Here is a 19792-nt window from a genome sequence, read left to right as displayed (position 1 = left end):
TGCCACTTCGAGCACTTGCAACCTCACAACGTCGGTGGTGTGATCGGTCGCCATGACGGCGACCGACATCCACCGCAGCATCGATGCCGTATGGCGCATCGAATCAGCCAAGTTGATCGCGACGCTCGCGCGCATGGTGCGCGACGTCGGCCTGGCCGAGGAACTGGCGCAGGACGCATTGGTCGCCGCCCTGGAACGCTGGCCGGAGACCGGCGTCCCCGACCAGCCCGGCGCCTGGCTCATGGCCACCGCCAAGCACCGTGCCATAGACCGCCTGCGCCGCAGCAAGCTGCTGCAGCGCAAGCACGAGGAGCTCGCGCGGGAGCTTGAAGCCGAACAGGAAAGCGCCGACGACGCGCACCTGGACAAGCTCGACGATCCCATCGGCGATGACCTGCTGCGGCTGGTGTTCACCGCCTGCCATCCGGTGCTGTCCACGCCCGCGCAGGTGGCATTGACCCTGCGCCTGCTCGGCGGACTGAGCACCGACGAGATCGCGCGCGCGTTCCTGGTGCCGGAGCCGACGATCGCCCAGCGCATCGTCCGCGCCAAGCGCACGCTGGCCGACAAGCAGGTGCCGTACGAGGTCCCGCGTGGCGAGGAACTGGCGCAGCGGCTGTCGTCGGTGCTGGCGGTCATCTACCTGATCTTCAACGAAGGCTATGCCGCCACCGCCGGCGACGACTGGATGCGCCCCGGTTTGTGCGAGGACGCGCTGCGCCTGGGCCGCATCCTCGCCGGGCTGGTGCCGAACGAGCCGGAGGTGCACGGCCTGGTCGCGCTGATGGAAATCCAGGCCTCGCGTTCGGCCGCGCGCGTGGACGGCAACGGCGAGCCTGTGCTGCTGCTCGAACAGAACCGCGCCCGCTGGGACCAGCTGCTGATCCACCGCGGACTGGCCGCGCTGGAGCGTGCGGAAAAACTCGGCTCGGTGCGCAACCCCACGCGTGGCCCGTACACGCTGCAGGCGGCAATTGCCGCCTGCCATGCCCGCGCGTTGACCGCCGATGAAACCGACTGGGCCAGCATCGTCGGCCTCTACGGTGCGCTGGCGCAGCAGGTGCCCTCACCGGTGGTCGAACTCAACCGCGCGGTCGCGCTGTCGATGCTGTTCGGCCCGGCCGCGGGCCTGGCCGTGGTCGACGGGCTGACCGGCGACCCGCTGTTGAAGGATTACCACCTGCTGCCGAGCGTGCGCGGCGATCTGTTGCGCAAGCTTGGTCGCTTCGGCGAGGCGCGCGAGGAGTTCGAGCGCGCCGCGGGCATGACCCGCAACGCGCGCGAACAGGCGCTGCTGCGGCAGCGCGCGGCCGAGTGCCTGGCCGAAGGCTGAGCTTCGGAGCGGCGGCTCAGAGCGACACGATCGGCTTGAAGCCGCCAAAGAACATGCGCTTGGCGTCGAACGGCGAGTTCTTGGGATCCATCATCGACGCCAGGCGCGGGTCATTCATCACCAGCTTGTTGATCTTGTCGCGCTGCGCGCGCGACTTGTAGGTGATCCACGAGAACACCACCACCTCGTCGGCCTTGAGCTTCACCGCCTGCGGGAACGAAGTGAGCTTGCCGGGCTGGACATCGTCGGCCACGCACTCGACGACCTCCAGTGCACCGTGCTCACGCCAGATCTTCCCGGCCTTGCGCGCCATCGTGCGATACGCCGGCAGGTTCTTCTTTGGCACCGGGATCACATAACCATCAACGTAGTAAGCCATCGTTGCTCCTCCTTCATGGGCGACTGTGTGGTCGCATGTTCCGGCATGGGCCGTTAGCGTGCCGGCAAGAAAACGATCAACAGGTCACGGCGCCTGCGCATTGCCGGCTGAAGCCTGTGCTTCCTGCACTGCTTCAACTTGAATCCGCAGCGTCACGTTCATGTCGAAGCCATAGTCCTTTCCGGCGTCGATGCCGAATTCGTCGCGGCGGAACGTGCCCAGCGCATCGGCGCCGCACAGTTCGCGCTTGTGCAGCGGATGCGGGATGCACTTGAAGCGGTCGATGGTCAGGTCAAGCGGCCGCGTCACGCCGCGCAGGGTCAGTTCGCCCTTGACGCGCGTGGGTGCGCCATCGCGAAAATCGGCCAGGCGCCCCTTGTAGACCGCCTTCGGGAATTTGCCCGCGTCGAGCAGGTCGGCTTCACGCGCCTTGTCATTCATCACGTCCAGGCCGTAGTCGACGCTGGCGGTATCGATCGTCACTTCCACCGTGCCGGTGCCGGCGCTCTTGTCGAGCGAGATCTCGCCCTGGCTGGAGTTGAACTTGCCACGCCACACCGAGACACCCATGTGGTCGGCCTCGAAGCTCGGGAACGTGTGGGACGGGTCGATCTCATAGCGGACGGGCTTGGCGCTGGCCGCCACGGCAAGCGAAAGCAGGGTCGCGGCCAGGGCGAGTCGGGCGAAAACAGAGTGCTGGAATGACATGACAGGGTTCCGGGGTTGGATGGGATGCCGGCGGCCTGCGAACTATCCACAATGGCGGCCTTCACTGTCACGACGAACGGGCCCGGGCCAAATCGACATCGCAGCGGCGGGCCGCGGATTTTTATTTGCGGCGCTTGGACGGGGTCTTGCGCAGGGCAGCTGCGTAGGCGAGTTCCGCCCAGGGTTTCATCGCCTGCGCCGATTCCATGGCCGACTCCGGGACCGACCAGTAGCTCATGCGGATCGGCAGCTGCTGCCCGCGGTAGACGTAGGGCTCGCTGCCTGCGGCCTCGAAATGCAGGCGGGTCTCGTTGTCGGCCTTCAGGTACAGGGCTTCCTCGATGACCACGCCGATCAGGGCCCCCTCGAGATACACGCCGTGGCCGCCGAACATGGCACGCGTCGTCACCCGGCCCATCCCGTCGAGCAGGTCGTGGAGATGGGCGATGAAGGCGTTGCTCATGGACGTGCGATCGCAGTGGCTCCGGCCGCTCCCAGTCTGCACCCCATGATGGCGCCTCGTCTCGTCCGTTCCGCCCGTCGCCGCCGACTGGCAACTGCGGCGACAATGGGCCCCCTCGCCACCACCGCCCCACAGCGACCACAGCCGCATGAACCCGACCAGCAAGGCGCAACTGCAAATCCATTTCTGCGTGCTGCTGTGGGGCTTCACCGCGATCCTCGGCAAGCTGATCACGTTGCCGGCATTGCCGCTGGTGTGGTGGCGGATGCTGATCGTGGTCGCCGCGCTGGCGCTGCTGCCGCGCGTGTGGCGCGGGCTGCGGGCGATGTCGGCGCGACTGATGCTGGCCTATGCCGGCATCGGCGCGCTGGTGGCCCTGCACTGGCTGACCTTCTACGGCGCGATCAAGCTCTCCAACGCCTCGGTCGGCGCGACCTGCATGGCGCTGGGCACGGTGTTCGTGGCGATGATCGAACCCTGGCTGACCCGCACGCGTTTTTCCAAGCGCGAGCTGGCACTGGGCGTGATGGTGCTGCCGGGCGTGGTGCTGGTGGTGGGCGGCGTGCCGGCGGGCATGCGCGCGGGCATTGCCGTCGGCGCGATCTCGGCATTGCTGGTGGCGCTGTTCGGTTCGCTCAACAAGCGCCTCGTCGAACACGGCGACCCGCTCACCGTAACCGCGCTGGAACTGGGCGCGGGCACGCTCACGCTGACCCTGCTGGCGCCGTTGATGCCAATGCTGTTCCCGGCCTTCGCCGGGCCGCTGCTGGTGGTGCCCAGCGGCCACGACATCGCCCTGCTGCTGGGCCTGGCGCTGGCCTGCACCCTGCTGCCGTTCACGCTGTCGCTGGTGGCGCTGCGCCACATGAGCGCATTCGCGCAGCAGCTGGCGGTGAACCTGGAGCCGGTCTATGCGATCGTGCTGGCCGCACTGCTGCTGGGTGAACAGCGGGAACTGACCACGACCTTCTACGTCGGCGTGGTCATCATCCTGGCTGCGGTGTTCGTGCACCCGCTGCTGGGCAAACCCAGGCGCCTGCAGCATCCGGAAGTGCTGGGAACCGCCGAAGCCAAGGGCGCGGCGGACTGAGGGGCGCATTCAGGCCGGGTTTTCATAGCCGCCTTGGGTGCGGATAGCGGCGGGTCACTGGAGCGGTACATCCACCTCGACCTGCAGGACGCTCGGCACCGCCGCACCTTCCCTGATCTCCGGGTGAAAGGACCACAGCCGCACGGCCTCCAAGGCAGCGGTGTCGGTAGCGCGATTTGCGCAGGGGCCGACCAATCGTGCATCGGTGACGTCGCCATGGGCGTCGATGCTCACTTCGACTATGGCCGTGCACCGGTCCGCCATGGCCAGCGCAGCGCCTGGCGCCGGATGGAGTTGCAGCGACACCTCGTCGATACGCGCTGCCTCATTGCTGAGTGCAGCATCGGCGCGCAATAACCGCGTCGCGGGAGCAGCGATTTGGCTCACGCGACTGGGGTCATACACCGTCCCGGAAGGGTCGGCAGGCACGGAAACGGTATCCGGCTCGATCGACGATACCGCTTGCGGAAAGGCCGCACTACTTTCTTGCGATGCACCTGGAGCACCCGTCTGTTGCGAGGGCTCGGGCACCGGCCCCAGCGTAGGCTCCAATACCGGTTCCGGCCGGACGCGCTCGGGACGTCGGGCGGGCGCAGGCACCCAAACCAGATCCATGGACCCGCTCTGGCGGGCGTCTACGCCACTTGCATACCACGGAGCTGGTCCTACGGCGCCGAGCAGCCAGAACAACATCGACACCGGGAAGGCCAAGGCCAGGCTGAGTGCCATTACGCGGTCGATGGCGGGTTCGGACGGCGAGTGAGAGCGATAGCGCCTGGCTTCTTCCATGAGTTCAACTTCCCTCAAGCACTGACCTTCGGAAAGTGCGGTGCCGTGTGACTTGGTCCTCGCCAAGCCTCCAGCAGATCCATCCGGTTCCAATCCATTTCCACAATGAAGATCCAACTCACGGCGCAATAGCCGATTCCGACCAGCATCCTCAACATGAAGACGGTCACATCGCCTCCCGCGGATGAGAACTTGCTAGCGAAGAGAATGTCCTCGATCGGCGGGCGATTGTTGAGCGCGAATTTCACAATGGAGATTCCTGCCACCAGGAACAGCAAGCCAATCCCAACCCTGACTATCGTTTCCACTTTCGCCCCTGATTCTGCGTTCGCCCGTTCCTCGCCATGCCGCGGCGGCACAGCGCGCAGAAGCGCGTTCAAATGTTTGCAGCTTGCTCACGAGCATCCCCCATCGAGTTCTATTCCAGCAATACTGAAAAAGTCTCCCGTTGCTGAAGAATGGCGTCGATCGATGAAACGTGCGCTGCGATGACCAGGATCTTCGGCCAGCGCGAAGTCATTTTCTGGCTCTGATCGCGATCAAGACACCAGCGCTGATCAGAATGAAACCGACGATGTTCTTGCACTCGCCGAATACGATGGGAATGCGCGGAATCTTGAAGAAGCGGGTCATGCGACCCGGCAGGTCATACTCGAACCTGGTCACCGCGTTGGCGGCGTCGGTGAACGTGGACAGATTGCCTGCCGCGTCGTAGCTGTATTTGATGGCACGGCCGGTGTGATCGGAGACCTGGCTGATGCGGTCTCCGCTGTACGCCATCGACAGCCAGCGGCCGAGGCTGTTTTCGATGCGGCTCAGGTTGTTGCCGGCGTAGCTGTACTTCACCTGCAGTCCGCTCGGCATTGTCAGCGCCGTGGCCTTGCCTGTGCTGTCGAACTGCAGCTTGGTGCGACCCTTGCTTTCATGCGTCCAGGTGCCATCGCCGTTCTTGATCAGGCGCGCGGAGTTACCCCGGGGTGAACTGTAGGAGCCGTCCGGCAAGCGGGCGAACATCTCGCCGTTCAAGCCACGCTTGACGGTGGCGACGTTGTCGACGAGCTGATCGCCAAACCAGCGTTGACCGACCGCTGCAACCATCAGGCGGCCCAGCGGACGCGCGCTATCGAGCAACAAGTCGTGGGACGCCTTGATCTCGACAATCGCACCCACGGCGCTGAGCGCCGTCTGCTCGCCCAGGCCCTGAAATCCGTCCGATCCGACGGCAATGCTGATGTTTTGATTGTGGTTCCAGCCTTTGCCGAGCGGCCCGTCCTGGGCGCGCAAGCCAGAACTATAGAGGCGCTGGAAGTTCAGGGTGGCCGGGAATTCACCCACGCCAACCGACATGTCCTCGCGGTCGAACAGATAGTTTCCGTGGACCATGTCGACCGGGTCGCCATAAGTCTTCCCGGTGTATTGGCTATACCATTTGTCTTGGCTCTTCGAGTTCGCGAAGGTGTTGGTATTGGTCGCCGAACTGCTCTGGGGCGCACTCGAGAAGCCACCGGACAGCCCACCACTGATGACCGATCCAATCACCCGCGGCCCCACGGTGAAATAGCCCGTGCCGCGCCACGCCCCTTCCGTCAGTGCGCAGTTTGCAGGCGTGATGATCCGCAGGCCTGAGCTCAAGTAGGAGGTGAAATTTCCGTCTTCGACAGAACAGTTGCTCAAGCTGCCTTTGAGTGCCCCGTAGTTCGAGGCGGTCAGGTTGTAGATCCGCTGTCCGTTGGCAACCGCCATGTCCAGCAGCTTCACGGTCGACACTGCCGGCACGCCGGTGGACTGGTTGACCGCCGTGGACTCAAGGATGCTCAGGTGCATTCCCCAGTTGGCGAACATGGCGTCCTCTTGGGCGATGTTCCCCTGCGGATGCGCCATGGCGACGCTGTTGCTCGGCAGGTCGACGTAGCTGGAGCCGTTGTAACCGGCGATGCCCACCTGATGGTGATGAACGATGGAAGCGCCCGCGACACGCTCGGCCATGGAGCCAACTTGCGTGTTCTGCGCCGTCCATTGCGCGGCGATGACGCCAAGGCTCGAACCAAGCACGCCTTCGCTATCGTCGGCTCCTCCGCCTGCACGCAGATCGCTCAGCTGGGACGCAAACAATTGGGATAGCCCTCGGCCCGTGGGACCCCATGCGTTGGCAATGAGGTAAGTGCCGCCGCCCTTGATCTGCTGCTGGAACTCGTGATCCGAGTATCTGTCCGCGTATGCGTTGTGGGTGACGGTGAAGGTGATCGTGCTGTTGGCGCCGTTGGCCACGGCGGTGCCGGTGTCCAGGACGGTGCCGTCTAGCCGCAGCGAGGGTTGCCCGCCGCTGAAGCTGACGGTCAGGCGCTTCCCGTAGATGGCGTCCGACGTGAACGTCCGGTCGATGCCTTGGTAACGGATGCGAAGGGTTGGGCGGTAGCCGGTGGGCAGCTCCCCCATCTCCACTGTGCTGTAGCCGCCGCTCTGATAGGGCAGGACCGATTGACGCAAGGCATCGCCGAGGTACGGCACGATTACCTGGCCACCCAGCACGTCGTCGATTCCGGCCGTTGGTTTGTTGGTCCGCAACCACCGGGCCAGGTTGCTGGCATGGCTGGACAGGTTGTTACGGACGTTGGTGCGGTTGATGCCCTGCACGTAGTCGGTCGTGGCGCTGGCGCCACCGACGCCGGAGTTGTAGTACGCGGAGGCGGCGTAACCGGCGGCACTGCCAATATCGATGCCGGCCACGGCCTTGTGTGGCTTGTAGCTCGGGTCGAACACGACACTGACCCCGCCGATGACGACCGTGACCCAGACATGTTCGATCGAAACGCTATTCGTCGGCGACTGCAGGCCAGGGCAACTGCCGCTAGTGCTTGCACTGATGTCGTAGATCGGAATCTGGCCCTGCCCCAGCAGGTTGATCACACCGCACACGCTGGAGGTATCGAAGCCGTACCAGTCCTTGAACTGCTGCGCGCTCAGGGTGATCACGCCGCGCACGTACTTGGCGCTGTAACCCGATGCCCGTAGCAGTTCCACCATCAGCATGGCTTGATCCATGCTGGTGCCCTGGTTGTCCAGCACCGTACCCAGGGCACCCTTCTGGATACCCCACACCGGGTACGACTCGATGTTGTTGCGGACGAACTGGTAGATGAGGTCAGGGTTGTTGCGAAGCGATCGCGCCAGTTCGCTGATGGAGGCCGGCCCGAGCGGATTTGCATCGCCGCCGATCCGTGCCGCGCCCGACCTTACGGCGCTGCCGATGCCGCTGTTCAAGGTAGTCGGCAGCCGGCCCTGGTTGGCCGCGATGGCCTCGTGGGACGCATCCACGGTGACCGGCGACATTATGGCGCGGTAAACGTTGGGCGCTGGCGCCCAAGTCTGCTGTGCAGCAGCAGAGGGTTGCGCATCGGTGGTGACCATTCTGGTCTTGGCAGGCGACGGGTACGACACCGCAGGCTGCGCCGTGGAGAATTGAACATTGCCTGCCAGTGCGGAACCGGCGTCGAACAACAGCCACATGCCCAGGCATTGGGCGAACAGCAGTTTCCACTTCGACTTCGTTGTCGTCATCTTTGTCATTCCATGAGCAGGCCACGACCACCCCCTGCAATCGGGGTAGCCGTTCGATACCTTTGGTTTGATTTGCAGCGTCAGTCCAGAAATCAGGACGTTGACGAGTTGGCTATCCTGGTCGTCCGATTTCCGGCTTCGTCATAGAAGTAGTAGACGGTCGTCTTCACGGCGCCGTTCACGTAAACGACGCGGACGACTCGGCCCAGCGCGTCGTAGGTGTAGTCGATGGTTCCCGCAGATGCCGGCGTGGACACAACCGTGATGGCACCCACAAACAAGTACAGAAGACACTCGTTACGCATACTTCATCCGTGATTGCGATAGCACGCTGTAATGCTCGAACGTGCGGCCACGCGGAACCATCAGAGTCGCCTCAGAGAGACTTATTCTTGTAAGCGGGTGGGATGCGGGTGCGATCTGTTACGACGGGGCGCGAGACCGAGATGCACAGGCACCATCAGGTCGCTCACTGCGTTCGGGACGAAAGGTCGAAGATGTTTCTGACTGCGTCGGAGACGGCAACCCTCACCGGGCGAAGGGGGCCTTAGCCCCGCCAGGCATTTTGTGGCAGGCTTACCGCCATCACCCCTTGCAGGTTGCGCATGTATCTCGAGCACTACGGCCTGACCGAGCCGCCGTTCTCGATCACGCCGGACCCGCGTTTCGTGTTCCTCAGCGAGCGCCACCGCGATGCGCTCGCGCACCTGTTGTTCGGCATCGGCCAGGGCGGCGGCGGCGGCTTCGTCCAGCTCACCGGCGAAGTGGGCACCGGCAAGACCACGCTGTGTCGCCTGCTGCTGGAACAGATCCCCGATACCACCCGCGTGGCGCTGGTGCTCAACCCGCGCGTGACCCCAGTAGAGCTGCTGGAGACGATCTGCGAGGAGCTGCACCTCGACCTCGACGGGATCCGCGCGCAAGGTGCCGGCGGCAGCATCAAGGCGATGGTCGACGCCCTCAACGCCTACCTGCTCGATGCATACGCACAGGGCCTGCGCGTGGTGCTGATCATCGACGAGGCACAGAACCTGTCGGTAGACGCACTCGAACAGGTGCGCCTGCTGACCAACCTGGAAACGCCGACGCAGAAGCTGTTGCAGATCGTGCTGCTGGCACAGCCCGAGCTGCGCACGATCCTGGGCCGCGACGAGCTACGTCAGCTCGCCCAGCGCATCACCGCGCGCTACCACCTCACCCCGCTCGACGCCGCCGAAACCGGTGAGTACCTGCGCCATCGCTTCCGCGTCGCCGGCGGCCAGCATTTTCCGTTCAATGCCGCCGCGGTCCGGCGCATCCACGCCCATTCCGGTGGCGTGCCACGGCTGATCAACAACATCGCCGAACGCAGCCTGCTGGCCGGCTATGCCCACGATGCCAGCGTCATCGATGCGCGCTGGGTCGATCGCGCCGCGGCCGAAGTGCTGCCTGCACGCGCCCGGAAGTGGTGGCCGCCCCGGGCAATCGTGACCGTGCCGCTTGCCGTCGCCGCGATCGCCCTGCTCGCCCTCGCGCTCACGCTGTGGTGGCCGCGCGCGCCGGCACTGTCGCCTGCCACCGCCTCGACACCGGCCGCGCCAGTCGTGGCGAAGCCGGCCAGGCCGGCCACGCAGACGGCACTGGATGCGACCGCTGCCGTCGCGCACCTGGACGCTTCGTCGGTTGCACCCACCGCCGCCTGGAGCCAGTTGCTGGCGCGCTGGCAGTTGCCGTCGGGCGCGAATGAATCCGTCGCAGCCGCAACCTGCCCGCCGGTGCTGGCCGCCGGCGTGTACTGCCTGCGCGGCCACACCACGCTCGATGCGCTGATCGCGCAGGATCGCCCGGTACTGCTGCGGCTGCGCCACGGCGGCACCGAGACCTGGGCGCTGCTGGAAGGCGCGGACGCGCGACAGGCGCGCCTGCGACTGGGCAGCGACAGTGTCGCGGTCGACCGGATCGCCCTGCAGCAGCTCTGGGATGGCGAGCACGCCGCGCTGTGGCGCGCCCCGGCGTTCCTGGCCGAAACGCCGCGCCTGGGCAGCCAGGGCGAAGCCACCGACTGGGTGCGCGCGCGGTTGCAGCCGCGTTACCTGCCGGCACAATCCGGTGCGGTCGTCTTCGACGCTGCGATGCAGCAGGCGGTGCGCCAGTTCCAGCGCGATCGCGGACTCGACAGCGACGGCCTGGTGGGCCCGGCAACGTTGCTGGCACTGGCCGCGACCGGCAGCGACGGCCCGCACCTGACCACGCCCGAAGGCGGGAACTAGATCCGATGTCGCTGATCCTCGACGCCCTGCGTAAATCCGAAGCCGAGCGCCGCCGCGGCCAGGCGCCGGACCTGTATGCCGAGCTGCCGCCCCTGGTCCCGCGCGCGGCTGCGCGCCGCCCGGCCTGGCCGTGGTGGCTGGCCGGGGGATTGGCCGTGCTCGCCACGCTGTGGATGCTGCGCGATGTCCCATCCCTGGCCGGAGCGACAACGGCGCCGGCCGCCGATGCGGTCGCCCCGCTTGCCGCTCCTCCGCCGGAAACCGCGCCTGCGACGATCCCCGCCCAGCCGCCCATCGCGATGCCCGCGGCCGTGGCGCCGGCGGTGCCGGCCGCTACTGCCGTAATCGCGCCGACGGCAGCGAACCCCGCTCCGGCTCCCGCGGTACGAGATCCGGCAGCAACGTCCGCGATGCCGACAGCGATCGCCACCGCTGAGCCGCCGCCTGCTCCACCGGCACCGGTGAGCGATCCGACCCTCGTGCCCCCGCAGCCGCCACCCGTGCAGGTGGCCAGCGTGAGCCCGCCACCGACCACCGCTCCTGCGCCCGCCACCGCCCCGACCGCCCCCGCGCCGCTGCGCCTGGCCGACCTGTCGGCCGGCGAGCGCGAACAGCTGCCGGCGCTGAAGATCAGCATGCATATGTGGGGCGCGACCCCGGACCAGCGCTTCGCCATCATCGATGGCGCCCGGGTCGGCCAGGGCGACCGCGTCGGCGATGCGGTGGTCGAGGAGATCGGCGCCGACAGCGTGGTCCTAAGCTGGCATGGCCAGCGGCTGGCTTTGCCGATCCGCTGATCCACCGTCGCGTTGCAGTTGCGCCGGAGCCCGCGCTGGCGTGACCATCAGCGGGTCGCGGCTCTACCGGTCTGCTCCGTACGATTGGATCCACCCAACCATCCAGCCAGCAAAGGGGTTCCGCCATGAACAGCAGCACCCAGCAAGACATCGGCAAGCTGATCCTGCGTCTCGCAGTGGGCGTACTGGTTTTCCTGCATGGCATCAGCAAACTGGAAGGTGGCCTCGACGGCATCGTCAAGATGGTCGAGACGCAGGGCTTCCCCGGCTCGTTCGCCTACGGCGTGCTGATCGGTGAAGTACTGGCGCCGCTGCTGATCATCACCGGATTCTTCTCGCGCATCGGCGGCATCCTGGTCGTGATCAACATGCTGTTCGCGCTCTACCTGGTGCACCTGGGCGACTTCGGCCGGCTCAACGAACAGGGCGGCTGGGCGATCGAGCTGCAGATCATGTTCCTGTCCACCGCCGCGGCCGTCGCGCTGCTCGGGCCGGGCAAGTACGCGTTCAACCAGCGCTGAGCCGATTGAAGCCCCTCCCGCTTCGCGCGGGAGGGGTTTGCACTGCTACATCCGGCTGACGCGGAACTTGCGTCCCTTGATTTTGCCTTCGCGCAGTCGCGCCAACGCCGGCGCGGCCTGCGCACGTGCCACGGCGACATACGAACGCGTGGCGAACACGTCGATCTTGCCGACCGCATCGGCCTTGAGGCCGGCATCGCCGGTGAGCGCACCGAGGATGTCGCCCGGACGCAGCTTGTCGGTACGGCCGGCATCGATGCGCAGCGTCACCATCGCAGCGGCCGGCACGCCCGAGGCCTTGCCGGCCAGCGGCGTGGCCTTGTACCAGATCAACGGCAGGCCCTGGCGCTCCTCGATCTGGCTTGCACGCGCCTGTTCGCGCGGTCCGCACAAACTCAGCGCCATGCCCTCGTTGCCGGCACGACCGGTGCGGCCAATCCGGTGCACGTAGATGTCCGGATCCGGCGGCATGTCGTAATTGACCACCATCGCCAGTTCCTTGACGTCGAGACCGCGCGCGGCGACGTCGCTGGCCACCAGCACCGCGCAGCTGCGGTTGGCGAAGCGTACGAGCACTTCGTCGCGGTCGCGTTGTTCCATGTCGCCATGCAACGCCAGCGCGGTGAAACCGTAATGCGCAAGCGAGGCGGCGACTTCGTCGACATCGCGGCGCATGTTGCAGAACACCACGCATGATTCGGGCTTGTACTGCAGCAGCAGCGCCGCCAGCAGCGGCGTCTTCTTCGTCGGCTCGGCTTCGTAGAAGCGCTGGTCGATGGCGACGTGCTGTTCGTCGCCTTCCACCGTCACTTCCATCGGCTCGCGCAGCAGGCCGCGGCTGATCTCGCGCACGGCCTCGGGGAAGGTCGCCGAGAACAGCAGGCCCTGGCGCGACTTCGGCGTCTTGCCGACGATCTCGCGGATCGGTTCCTCGAAGCCCATGTCGAGCATGCGATCGGCTTCGTCGAACACCAGCGTGCGCAGCGCCGACAGGTTCAGCGCGCGCTTGCGCAGCAGTTCCTGGATGCGGCCCGGCGTGCCGACGACCACGTGCGGTGCGTGCTCGAGCGAGGCCAGCTGCGGCGCCAGCGGCATGCCGCCGCACAGGATCGACAGCTTCAGGTTGGGGATGGCGAAGGCGAGCTTGCGCAGCTGCTTGCCGACCTGGTCGGCCAGTTCGCGGGTCGGGCACAGCACCAGCGCCTGGGTGGCGCCCTGGGACGGGTCGAGGCGGTGCAGCAGGCCCAGGCCGAAGGCCGCGGTCTTGCCGCTGCCGGTCGGCGCCTGCGCGATCAGGTCGCGGCCGGCGAGGATCGCCGGCAGGCTGCCGGCCTGCACCGGCGTCATCTTCGTATAGCCCAGCGCCTGGACGCCCTGCTGCAGGGCCGGGTCGAGGGCCAGGGAGGCGAAATCGTCGGAAAGCGGTTCGTTCATGCCGCCATGATCGCAGCTATCGGCCGAGCACGGGCTCGGTGGAGCCACGTCATCCCGGCGGACGCCGGGATCCAGGGCCACACGCGCGCCGCCCTGTAACCGTCATCCCCGCGCAGGCGGGGATCCATGGACGTGGCAGGCGCGAAGCAAAATGGATCCCGGCGTCCGCCGGGATGACGGAGCATTGCTGGAAGGGGACGGGCCTGGATCCCGGCGTGCGCCGGGATGACGGGGAGGGTTCGGCGGGATGACGGTGAGGGTTCGGTGGGATGACGGTTTTGGGATTTGGCTATGCTGCCGCCATCGGCCCTCGGCCTGCCGGGACGCAGTGCATGACCACCGACCCGCTGTTCACGCATATCCGCATCGTCCTCGGCATCGTCCTCGGACTGGGCCTGACCACCCTGCTAAAGGGCATGGCCCGCTTCGTCCAGCACCCCGGCCGCGATCACATCTACTGGGTGCACATGGGCTGGGCGATCTCCATGTTCATCCTGCTCGTGCATTTCTGGTGGTGGGAATTCGGCCTGAGCCACGTCCATCCGTGGAGCTTCGTCGCCTACGCGTTCCTGATCCTGTACGTGGTGGTGCTGTTCCTGCTGTGCACGGTCCTGTTCCCCGACGACCTGGCCGAGTACACCGGCTGGCACGACTACTTCCAGTCCCGCCGCGGCTGGTTCTTCGGGATCATGGCGGTGCTGTACCTGATCGACTTCGGCGACACCCTGATCAAGGGCCACGACTACTACCGCCGCTTCAACGTCGAGTACCCGATCCGCAACGTGGCGATGATCGGCCTGTGCCTGATCGCGATGAAGGTGCGCTCGGAGACCTTCCACCGCTGCTTCGTCGTCGCCGCGATCGTCTACGAGCTGAGCTGGATCTACCGCCTGTACGACTACCTGGACTAAAGGATCGAGGGCGGCTGTGACGATTCGCCCCTGCCTGCGAATCATGTCTTCGACCAGGCAATGGACACGTTCGCGATGGAGCACACCGCCAGCATGACGGCAGAGACAGCTGGACCCAGGCAGCAGTTCGAGGCCCTGCTCCAGGCCCACCGCGGCATCGTGTTCAAGGTCGCCGCGACCTATGCAAGCCATGCCGAAGACCGCGCCGACCTCGCCCAGGACATCGCCGCGCAGCTGTGGCGCGCATTCCCGGGGTACGACCCGCAGCGACCGTTCCCGACCTGGATGTACCGGATCGCGTTGAACGTGGCGATCTCCTGGCTGCGCGGCGAAGGCCAGCGCCGCCGCCGCACGGTTTCGCTCGACGACAGCCTCCACGACCTGCCCGACGATCAAGGCATCGATGTCGAAGCGCGGCAGCGCCTGGACGTATTGCAGCGTTTCATCAGCGCACTCGATCCGATGCACCGCGCCCTGCTGCTGCTCTATCTCGAGGACCGCAGCTACCGCGAGATCGCCGAGATCCTGGGCATCAGCGAAACCAACGTGGCCACCCGCATCAGCCGGCTCAAGCAGCGCATCCGCCAGGACGTCGCATGAGCAACGTGCCCGCAATCGCAAGGAACGACCATGGAACTCGATGAACTCAAACTCGCCTGGCAGACCCTCGACCGCCGCCTGCAGGAGCAGACCGCGCTGAACCTGCAACTGCTCACCGAAACGCGCATCGACAAGGTCCGCTCGCGCCTGCGGCCACTGTGGTTCGGCCAGGTGATCCAGCTGATCGTGGGCGTGCTGCTGACGGTGATGTTCGCCAACTTCTGGATCGCCAACACCGGCTCACCGGCGCTGCTCGCCAGCGGCCTGGTGATGCATGCCTGGAGCGTGGCGCTGATCATCTCGGCGGTGATGGAGCTGCTGCTCATTACCCGGATCGACTACGCCGGCCCGGTGCTGACGATCCAGAAATCACTGGCGCAATTGCGGCTGTGGCGCACGCGCGTGTCGCCGTGGCTGGGATTGCCGTTCTGGCTGCTGTGGATGCCGCTGATGGCGATCGTGTTCAAGCAGCAGTTCGGCGCGCCGATGCACGCCAGCGTGTATTACATCGGAATTCCGATCGGCATCGTCGGCATGCTGGCGACGGTGTGGTTCCATCGCTGGGCGCATCGGCCCGAGCGCAGGCACATCGGCGAAGCGATCGATGCCGGAAGTGCCGGGCGAAGCGTTACGCGCGCCCAGCAGTACCTCGACGAGATCGCACGGTTCGGGGAGGAGTGACCTCCCCAAGGTCGGCGATCAGGCCCTGGCGCGCTGCGGGAAACCAACCATGCGCTGGGTTTCCTCGCACCACAGCTTGAGGCGGGCGCTGCGCAGGCTGGTCCACATCGTCAGCCGCGGCGCGGCCTGCAGCAGCGGGCTCGACTCGAACGCCTCGCGCAGACGGTAGTTCGGAATGCGGCTGGCGAGATGGTGGATGTGGTGGTAACCGATGTTGCCGGTGAACCAGTGCACGACCCGCGGCAGGTCGAAGTAGGAACTGCCGGCCACCGCGGCGCGACCGGAATCCCAGTCCTCGCGACGGGCCCAGTAGGCCTCTTCGAACGTGTGCTGCACATAGAACAGCCACACGCCCACGGCACCGGCCACCAGCACCACCGGCATGTGCACCATCAGCACCGTGTGCCAGCCGATGCTGAAGCCCAGCGCCAGGAACGCGACCAGCAGCATCAGGTTGTTGAGCAGTACGCTGGCCCATTCCTTCTTCCAGGTGAAGGGAAGGTCGAACGGGAAGCGGTGCTTGATCACGAACTGGTAGAACGGGCCGATGCCCAGCAGCACCGGCGTGCTGCGGTACAGGCGGTAGCCCAGGCGACGAATGCGCGGCAGCGCGCGGTACTCGGCGACGGTGAGCGTGTCGATGTCGCCCATCTCGCGGCGGTCGAGGTTGCCCGAGGTGCCGTGGTGCACGGCGTGGGTCTTCTTCCAGTAGCCGTACGGGAACAGCGTCACCAGGCCGAGGCAGCGACCGACGATGTCGTTGGCGCGCTGGCTGGCGAAAAACGAACCGTGCCCGCAGTCGTGCTGGATGATGAACATCCGCACGTACAGGCCCGCCGCCGGCAGCACCAGCAGCAGCGTCCAGCCGAAGCCCCAGCCGTCGACCACGCTCCAGGCCATCACTGCCCACAACGCAAGGAATGGAACCAGGGTGTTGATCAGTTGCCACACGGCGCGGCCGAGGTGCGGGCGGGCGAAACGGGCGCAAAGCTGGCGAAGGGTTGCGGCGGTGGGTGACGCGGAGGCTGTGGCGCTCAAGGCACTTCTCGGTGTGGACGATGCATTGTGGGTGCGCGCCATGACAGCCACAATGACGTGCGCATGCGTATGGTCATCGGTCATGCTTCAAACTGCGACCGCGACTGCAGTGGCGACCCGGCCTGGCGGGTGCCCACGCGTCCGCTCGCCAGCGCGACCGCTCCTACGCTAGGCTGCGGCCCCATGAACGCCTGGTATGTCTATCTGCTGGAATGCCGCGACGGCAGCCTGTACACGGGCATCACCACCGACGTTGCGCGCCGTTATGCCGAGCACGAAGCCGGCAAAGGCGCCCGCTACACCCGCGCGCGACCGCCGGTCCGACTGCTTGCGCAATTCCCCTACCCTGACCGCGCAACCGCCAGCCGGGCCGAATACGCCATAAAGCAGCTGCGGCCGGAGCAGAAGCGCGCGCTCTGCGCCGGTGCCGTCTAGCCGCCAGCCATTGCGCAACACCACCGTCACTGCGACCCTGACCGCCCTTCCCCGCGCCATCGCCATGCAACAGATCGAATTCGAACTCGACCGCGACCACGTCGAACTCAACCGGCTGCTCAAGCTGGTCGGACTGTGCGACAGCGGCGGCGCCGGCAAGGCCATCGTCGCCAGCGGCGCGGTCAGCGTCGACGGCGCGGTCGAACTGCGCAAGACCTGCAAGATCCACGCCGGCCAGGTCGTGACGATCGACGACGTCGAGATCCACGTCGTCGACGCCGCTTGATGGCGGGCGCGCTCACGCCAGGGCAGAGAATATTTTCCCCAGCAGCTCCTTCAGCGGCATCCTCATCAGGATGACCGGCAGAAGCGGCACCGCTGCCGCCAGCGCGAACTGGGTCAACAGGAAACGCTGCAGCGGAATCGTCCCCATCTCCTTGACCGTGGCGTAGACCCCGGTCAGGTCGCACAACGCCGACGAGTCGCCGGCTTCCAGGATCGGCGAGGCGCCGCCGCGGGCGCGCCCGAGCCATCTTTGCTCGAAGCTCTCCGAGCAGTCGGTGCCCAGCGCGCCGTAGGCCAGCAGGCTGTTGCGCTTCAGCGCCGCCAGCCGTGGCACCAGCAGCAGCAACGGCGCCACCATCAGCGCCACGCCCAGCACGACCCAGCCGGCCATGATGAAACGCAGGCTCTTGAGCTCTGCACCGTAGTACTGGACGTCCAGCGCCAGCGTGCCGCCCAGCGAGATGCCACCGACCAGCGGCAGCACCAGGAATGCAGTCTGCGCATAACCCAGGAACGCCAGCCCGCCACGGCCATCGGGATGGGCGGCGTGCAGGTCGAGGTTGAAGCGCGAGAAGCGCAGCAGCAGGAGCGTCCACAGCGCCAGGCGCCAGAACCACAGCAGCACGAGGAAGCGGATCACCGGCATCGCGACCCATTGCAGCCAGATCGCGGCGAAGCTCATCGCGCCGGCACTGCCCTTCCAGTCGCTGACGTTGTCCAGCAGCCCCAGCACCGGGATCGCGTACGAGGCGAAGATGGACAGCGCGAACAGCACCAGCTCGGGCGTGTTGGCATCGCGCCAGCGCCGCATCTGCGCCAACACCTCTTCAAAACGGCCACGGTCGCTTGCATCGACCAGATCCAGCAGGTGCTTGATCGCGCGCCACAGGCGTTCATCGGCCATCGGTGCCGCCAGGACCAGCAGCGGCACGGCAATCAGGAACCGAGCCCAGATCGAATAGTCGTACAGCAACGGAATGGTCACGCCGCCGACGAGGGTACCGTCGCGCGCCGCTGCCGCCACCATCGGCACCAGGATGATGAGCACCAGGACGATGGCGACCAGCGGTGCGAGCCGGCGCTGGACGCGGCTGAGACCACTGATTCTGGAAACGCGGTACACGAGGCCACCACGCAGCAACGAATAGCGCAGATCACTCATCGCAGGGCCTCCGGCGCGTGCGGTATGCGCGCCGGGGAATCGTGCCGCGGGTGATGTGATGGCCGACTCACGCGGCCGCCGGTGCGACCCGGCCGATCAGTCGCGCATGGCTGCGGTCAGCTCTCGCCCGCCTTGGGCTTGGGCGACTGCTGCGACACGCCGTCGGGCTTGCTGGCGCCCGGGACCAGAGCCGTCCCCGGATCGAACTCCGACAACGGGCTCTCCGCCGGGCAGGCCTGGTCGGGGAAGCCGTAATCCTTGCGCAGGTTCAGGCCGCAGGTGTTGAGCGCGTCGAGGTCGGTGTTGGGCGTCTTGCAGCGCTTGTCGAAGGCACGCACGAACGAATCGCGGCGGCTGACGAAGTCCTCGCCGCACTTGCGCATCAGGCGCAGGCGGTCGAGGTCGTCCTGGGCCGGGTTGACGCCGTCCAGTCCATACAGCTCCAGCTCCTCGACCGTGAGCAGGCGCAGGCCGCGGTTGGGCACGGCCATCATCAGGTCGGCGACCGCGGTCGCGGCACCGTTGCGCTCGAGGTAATCGCGCACGCGCTCGTAGACCACGCGCAGTTCGGCGTTGAGCTGCGCGCGCGTGGTCGCCGTCGAGCTCATCCGGATGATGCGATGGATGCCAACCTGGCCGGCGATCATGCGGGTGTCGCCCGCGCTGAGGATGAACACGCAGGCGCTGTGGCAGATCGCGCCCTCGCGCACCCAGATGGTCCAGCGCGACTCGGCGATGAAATCGCCGGCCTTGATCGCATCCTCGACCTGGCCGCCGGCCGAGTCGACGTCGAGCACGCGCTTGTGGATGCCCAGCTCGTTGGCGACATGGGTGACGCGTTCGACCAGCGAGCCGAACTCGGCGGTGATCTTGCCCTTGTAGCGCAGGCGCGCGACGCCACGTTCCACGCACGGCTGCAGCGCTTCGCGCAGGCCGGCCTGGTCGAACTTCGCCAGCACGTTGCCGTCGCCCAGCGCGGCGTAGTCCAGCTCGCAACTGATCGATGCCTCGCCCGAGGTCAGCTCCAGCGTCGACCAGTCGATCGGTGCTTCCTCGCTGCCGGCCTTGGCCGCTTCGCGCACGCTGGTCTTGGCCTTGCGCGGCGATGCCGTCGGTTCGGGAGGCGCGGGCGGCACCTTGACCGGCGCGGTGCTGATCGCACCGCCTTCCTGCGGGCTGTTCACCTCTTCGATGACCATGCCCGAATGGGTCGCCGGCTCGGCCCGCTGGCAGGCTGCCAGCGTGAGGCACAACAGCAACGGCCAGGAGTGCGTGAGGATCTGTCGCAAGGAAATCCCGCTTTGTGTTCAGTCGATGAATGCGCGCCCGCAGCGCACGTATACACAAGGATACGATGCG

Annotated in this window: 20 protein-coding genes; 10 read left to right on the top strand and 10 right to left on the bottom strand. The window is 66.4% G+C overall.

Annotated elements, in window-relative coordinates; genetic code table 11:
* The first annotated feature begins 52 nt into the window (after positions 1-52).
* Complete coding sequence (locus AC3A3Q_RS15820; RefSeq protein WP_487587133.1) at positions 53-1333, top strand: RNA polymerase sigma factor; 1281 nt, start codon at positions 53-55, stop codon at positions 1331-1333.
* A gap of 16 nt (positions 1334-1349) precedes the next feature.
* Here the strand turns inward: AC3A3Q_RS15820 and AC3A3Q_RS15815 are convergent, their stop codons facing one another.
* The 3 genes from AC3A3Q_RS15815 to AC3A3Q_RS15805 form a co-directional block, all read right to left on the bottom strand.
* A complete protein-coding gene (locus AC3A3Q_RS15815; protein ID WP_487587132.1) occupies positions 1350-1712 on the bottom strand; it encodes a DUF1428 domain-containing protein in 363 nt (120 codons plus the stop codon).
* A gap of 84 nt (positions 1713-1796) precedes the next feature.
* Positions 1797-2420 carry a YceI family protein gene (locus tag AC3A3Q_RS15810; RefSeq protein WP_487587131.1) on the bottom strand — a complete coding sequence of 208 codons (624 nt, stop codon included), beginning with the start codon at positions 2418-2420 and terminating at the stop codon, positions 1797-1799.
* Between the two features lie 121 nt (positions 2421-2541).
* Complete coding sequence (locus AC3A3Q_RS15805) at positions 2542-2883, bottom strand: TfoX/Sxy family protein (RefSeq protein WP_487587130.1); 342 nt, start codon at positions 2881-2883, stop codon at positions 2542-2544.
* Positions 2884-3031: 148 nt separating this feature from the next.
* Between AC3A3Q_RS15805 and AC3A3Q_RS15800 the strand changes: the two genes are divergently transcribed.
* Positions 3032-3973 carry a DMT family transporter gene (locus AC3A3Q_RS15800; RefSeq protein ID WP_487587129.1) on the top strand — a complete coding sequence of 314 codons (942 nt, stop codon included), beginning with the start codon at positions 3032-3034 and terminating at the stop codon, positions 3971-3973.
* A 54-nt stretch (positions 3974-4027) separates the two neighbouring features.
* On the opposite strand, the gene AC3A3Q_RS15795 is transcribed toward AC3A3Q_RS15800, so the two are convergent.
* The 3 genes from AC3A3Q_RS15795 to AC3A3Q_RS15785 all read right to left on the bottom strand — a co-directional run bounded on the left by AC3A3Q_RS15795 (position 4028) and on the right by AC3A3Q_RS15785 (position 8320).
* A complete protein-coding gene (locus tag AC3A3Q_RS15795; RefSeq protein WP_487587128.1) occupies positions 4028-4780 on the bottom strand; it encodes an energy transducer TonB in 753 nt (250 codons plus the stop codon).
* Positions 4777-5142 (bottom strand): hypothetical protein, encoded by a 366-nt coding sequence (locus AC3A3Q_RS15790; protein ID WP_487587127.1) that lies wholly within the window; start codon positions 5140-5142, stop codon positions 4777-4779. The genes AC3A3Q_RS15795 and AC3A3Q_RS15790 overlap by 4 nt, the downstream gene beginning before the upstream one ends.
* A gap of 136 nt (positions 5143-5278) precedes the next feature.
* Positions 5279-8320, bottom strand: coding sequence for a DUF6531 domain-containing protein (locus AC3A3Q_RS15785; RefSeq protein WP_487587126.1), 3042 nt, complete (start codon positions 8318-8320; stop codon positions 5279-5281).
* 605 nt (positions 8321-8925) lie between these two features.
* Here AC3A3Q_RS15785 and AC3A3Q_RS15780 point away from each other — a divergent pair.
* The 3 genes from AC3A3Q_RS15780 to AC3A3Q_RS15770 all read left to right on the top strand — a co-directional run bounded on the left by AC3A3Q_RS15780 (position 8926) and on the right by AC3A3Q_RS15770 (position 11887).
* On the top strand, positions 8926-10569 hold the full coding sequence (locus tag AC3A3Q_RS15780; protein ID WP_487587125.1) for an ExeA family protein: 1644 nt from the start codon (positions 8926-8928) through the stop codon (positions 10567-10569).
* Positions 10570-10574: 5 nt separating this feature from the next.
* The gene (locus AC3A3Q_RS15775; protein ID WP_487587124.1) at positions 10575-11366 is read left to right on the top strand and encodes a general secretion pathway protein GspB; all 792 of its coding nucleotides are present in this window, start codon (positions 10575-10577) and stop codon (positions 11364-11366) included.
* A gap of 125 nt (positions 11367-11491) precedes the next feature.
* Positions 11492-11887, top strand: a complete 396-nt coding sequence (locus AC3A3Q_RS15770; protein ID WP_487587123.1) for a DoxX family protein — start codon at positions 11492-11494, stop codon at positions 11885-11887.
* Between the two features lie 45 nt (positions 11888-11932).
* On the opposite strand, the gene dbpA is transcribed toward AC3A3Q_RS15770, so the two are convergent.
* Positions 11933-13321 (bottom strand): ATP-dependent RNA helicase DbpA, encoded by a 1389-nt coding sequence (dbpA, locus tag AC3A3Q_RS15765; protein WP_487587122.1) that lies wholly within the window; start codon positions 13319-13321, stop codon positions 11933-11935.
* Between the two features lie 332 nt (positions 13322-13653).
* Between dbpA and AC3A3Q_RS15760 the strand changes: the two genes are divergently transcribed.
* The 3 genes from AC3A3Q_RS15760 to AC3A3Q_RS15750 all read left to right on the top strand — a co-directional run bounded on the left by AC3A3Q_RS15760 (position 13654) and on the right by AC3A3Q_RS15750 (position 15513).
* Positions 13654-14232, top strand: coding sequence for a hypothetical protein (locus AC3A3Q_RS15760; RefSeq protein ID WP_487587121.1), 579 nt, complete (start codon positions 13654-13656; stop codon positions 14230-14232).
* A gap of 93 nt (positions 14233-14325) precedes the next feature.
* A complete protein-coding gene (locus tag AC3A3Q_RS15755; RefSeq protein WP_487587120.1) occupies positions 14326-14832 on the top strand; it encodes an RNA polymerase sigma factor in 507 nt (168 codons plus the stop codon).
* 30 nt (positions 14833-14862) lie between these two features.
* Positions 14863-15513, top strand: coding sequence for a hypothetical protein (locus AC3A3Q_RS15750; RefSeq protein WP_487587119.1), 651 nt, complete (start codon positions 14863-14865; stop codon positions 15511-15513).
* A gap of 18 nt (positions 15514-15531) precedes the next feature.
* On the opposite strand, the gene AC3A3Q_RS15745 is transcribed toward AC3A3Q_RS15750, so the two are convergent.
* Entirely contained in the window at positions 15532-16551 is a 1020-nt protein-coding gene (locus AC3A3Q_RS15745) for a fatty acid desaturase (RefSeq protein WP_200609538.1), read from the bottom strand.
* 183 nt (positions 16552-16734) lie between these two features.
* Between AC3A3Q_RS15745 and AC3A3Q_RS15740 the strand changes: the two genes are divergently transcribed.
* On the top strand, positions 16735-16986 hold the full coding sequence (locus tag AC3A3Q_RS15740) for a GIY-YIG nuclease family protein (protein ID WP_487587118.1): 252 nt from the start codon (positions 16735-16737) through the stop codon (positions 16984-16986).
* Between the two features lie 64 nt (positions 16987-17050).
* Positions 17051-17272 (top strand): RNA-binding S4 domain-containing protein, encoded by a 222-nt coding sequence (locus AC3A3Q_RS15735; protein WP_487587117.1) that lies wholly within the window; start codon positions 17051-17053, stop codon positions 17270-17272.
* Between the two features lie 12 nt (positions 17273-17284).
* On the opposite strand, the gene AC3A3Q_RS15730 is transcribed toward AC3A3Q_RS15735, so the two are convergent.
* Together AC3A3Q_RS15730 and AC3A3Q_RS15725 are read right to left on the bottom strand one after the other, a co-directional pair.
* Positions 17285-18433, bottom strand: coding sequence for a hypothetical protein (locus AC3A3Q_RS15730; RefSeq protein ID WP_487587116.1), 1149 nt, complete (start codon positions 18431-18433; stop codon positions 17285-17287).
* A gap of 116 nt (positions 18434-18549) precedes the next feature.
* Positions 18550-19722, bottom strand: a complete 1173-nt coding sequence (locus AC3A3Q_RS15725) for a COG3904 family protein (RefSeq protein ID WP_487587115.1) — start codon at positions 19720-19722, stop codon at positions 18550-18552.
* Between the last annotated feature and the right edge of the window lie 70 nt (positions 19723-19792).

The organism is Lysobacter sp. Soil_C_59, from assembly GCF_057656415.1.
This window is presented reverse-complemented; position numbering and strand designations above follow the sequence as displayed.

Coding starts and splice junctions, on each gene's coding strand:
- AC3A3Q_RS15815 (WP_487587132.1), bottom strand. CDS start 1,712: ATGGCTTACTACGTTGATGGTTATGTGATCCCGGTGCCAAAGAAGAAC.
- AC3A3Q_RS15770 (WP_487587123.1), top strand. CDS start 11,492: ATGAACAGCAGCACCCAGCAAGACATCGGCAAGCTGATCCTGCGTCTC.
- AC3A3Q_RS15735 (WP_487587117.1), top strand. CDS start 17,051: ATGCAACAGATCGAATTCGAACTCGACCGCGACCACGTCGAACTCAAC.
- AC3A3Q_RS15780 (WP_487587125.1), top strand. CDS start 8,926: ATGTATCTCGAGCACTACGGCCTGACCGAGCCGCCGTTCTCGATCACG.
- AC3A3Q_RS15810 (WP_487587131.1), bottom strand. CDS start 2,420: ATGTCATTCCAGCACTCTGTTTTCGCCCGACTCGCCCTGGCCGCGACC.
- AC3A3Q_RS15775 (WP_487587124.1), top strand. CDS start 10,575: ATGTCGCTGATCCTCGACGCCCTGCGTAAATCCGAAGCCGAGCGCCGC.
- AC3A3Q_RS15805 (WP_487587130.1), bottom strand. CDS start 2,883: ATGAGCAACGCCTTCATCGCCCATCTCCACGACCTGCTCGACGGGATG.
- AC3A3Q_RS15755 (WP_487587120.1), top strand. CDS start 14,326: ATGACGGCAGAGACAGCTGGACCCAGGCAGCAGTTCGAGGCCCTGCTC.
- AC3A3Q_RS15820 (WP_487587133.1), top strand. CDS start 53: ATGACGGCGACCGACATCCACCGCAGCATCGATGCCGTATGGCGCATC.
- AC3A3Q_RS15760 (WP_487587121.1), top strand. CDS start 13,654: ATGACCACCGACCCGCTGTTCACGCATATCCGCATCGTCCTCGGCATC.
- AC3A3Q_RS15730 (WP_487587116.1), bottom strand. CDS start 18,433: ATGAGTGATCTGCGCTATTCGTTGCTGCGTGGTGGCCTCGTGTACCGC.
- AC3A3Q_RS15750 (WP_487587119.1), top strand. CDS start 14,863: ATGGAACTCGATGAACTCAAACTCGCCTGGCAGACCCTCGACCGCCGC.
- AC3A3Q_RS15785 (WP_487587126.1), bottom strand. CDS start 8,320: ATGACGACAACGAAGTCGAAGTGGAAACTGCTGTTCGCCCAATGCCTG.
- AC3A3Q_RS15800 (WP_487587129.1), top strand. CDS start 3,032: ATGAACCCGACCAGCAAGGCGCAACTGCAAATCCATTTCTGCGTGCTG.
- dbpA (WP_487587122.1), bottom strand. CDS start 13,321: ATGAACGAACCGCTTTCCGACGATTTCGCCTCCCTGGCCCTCGACCCG.
- AC3A3Q_RS15740 (WP_487587118.1), top strand. CDS start 16,735: ATGAACGCCTGGTATGTCTATCTGCTGGAATGCCGCGACGGCAGCCTG.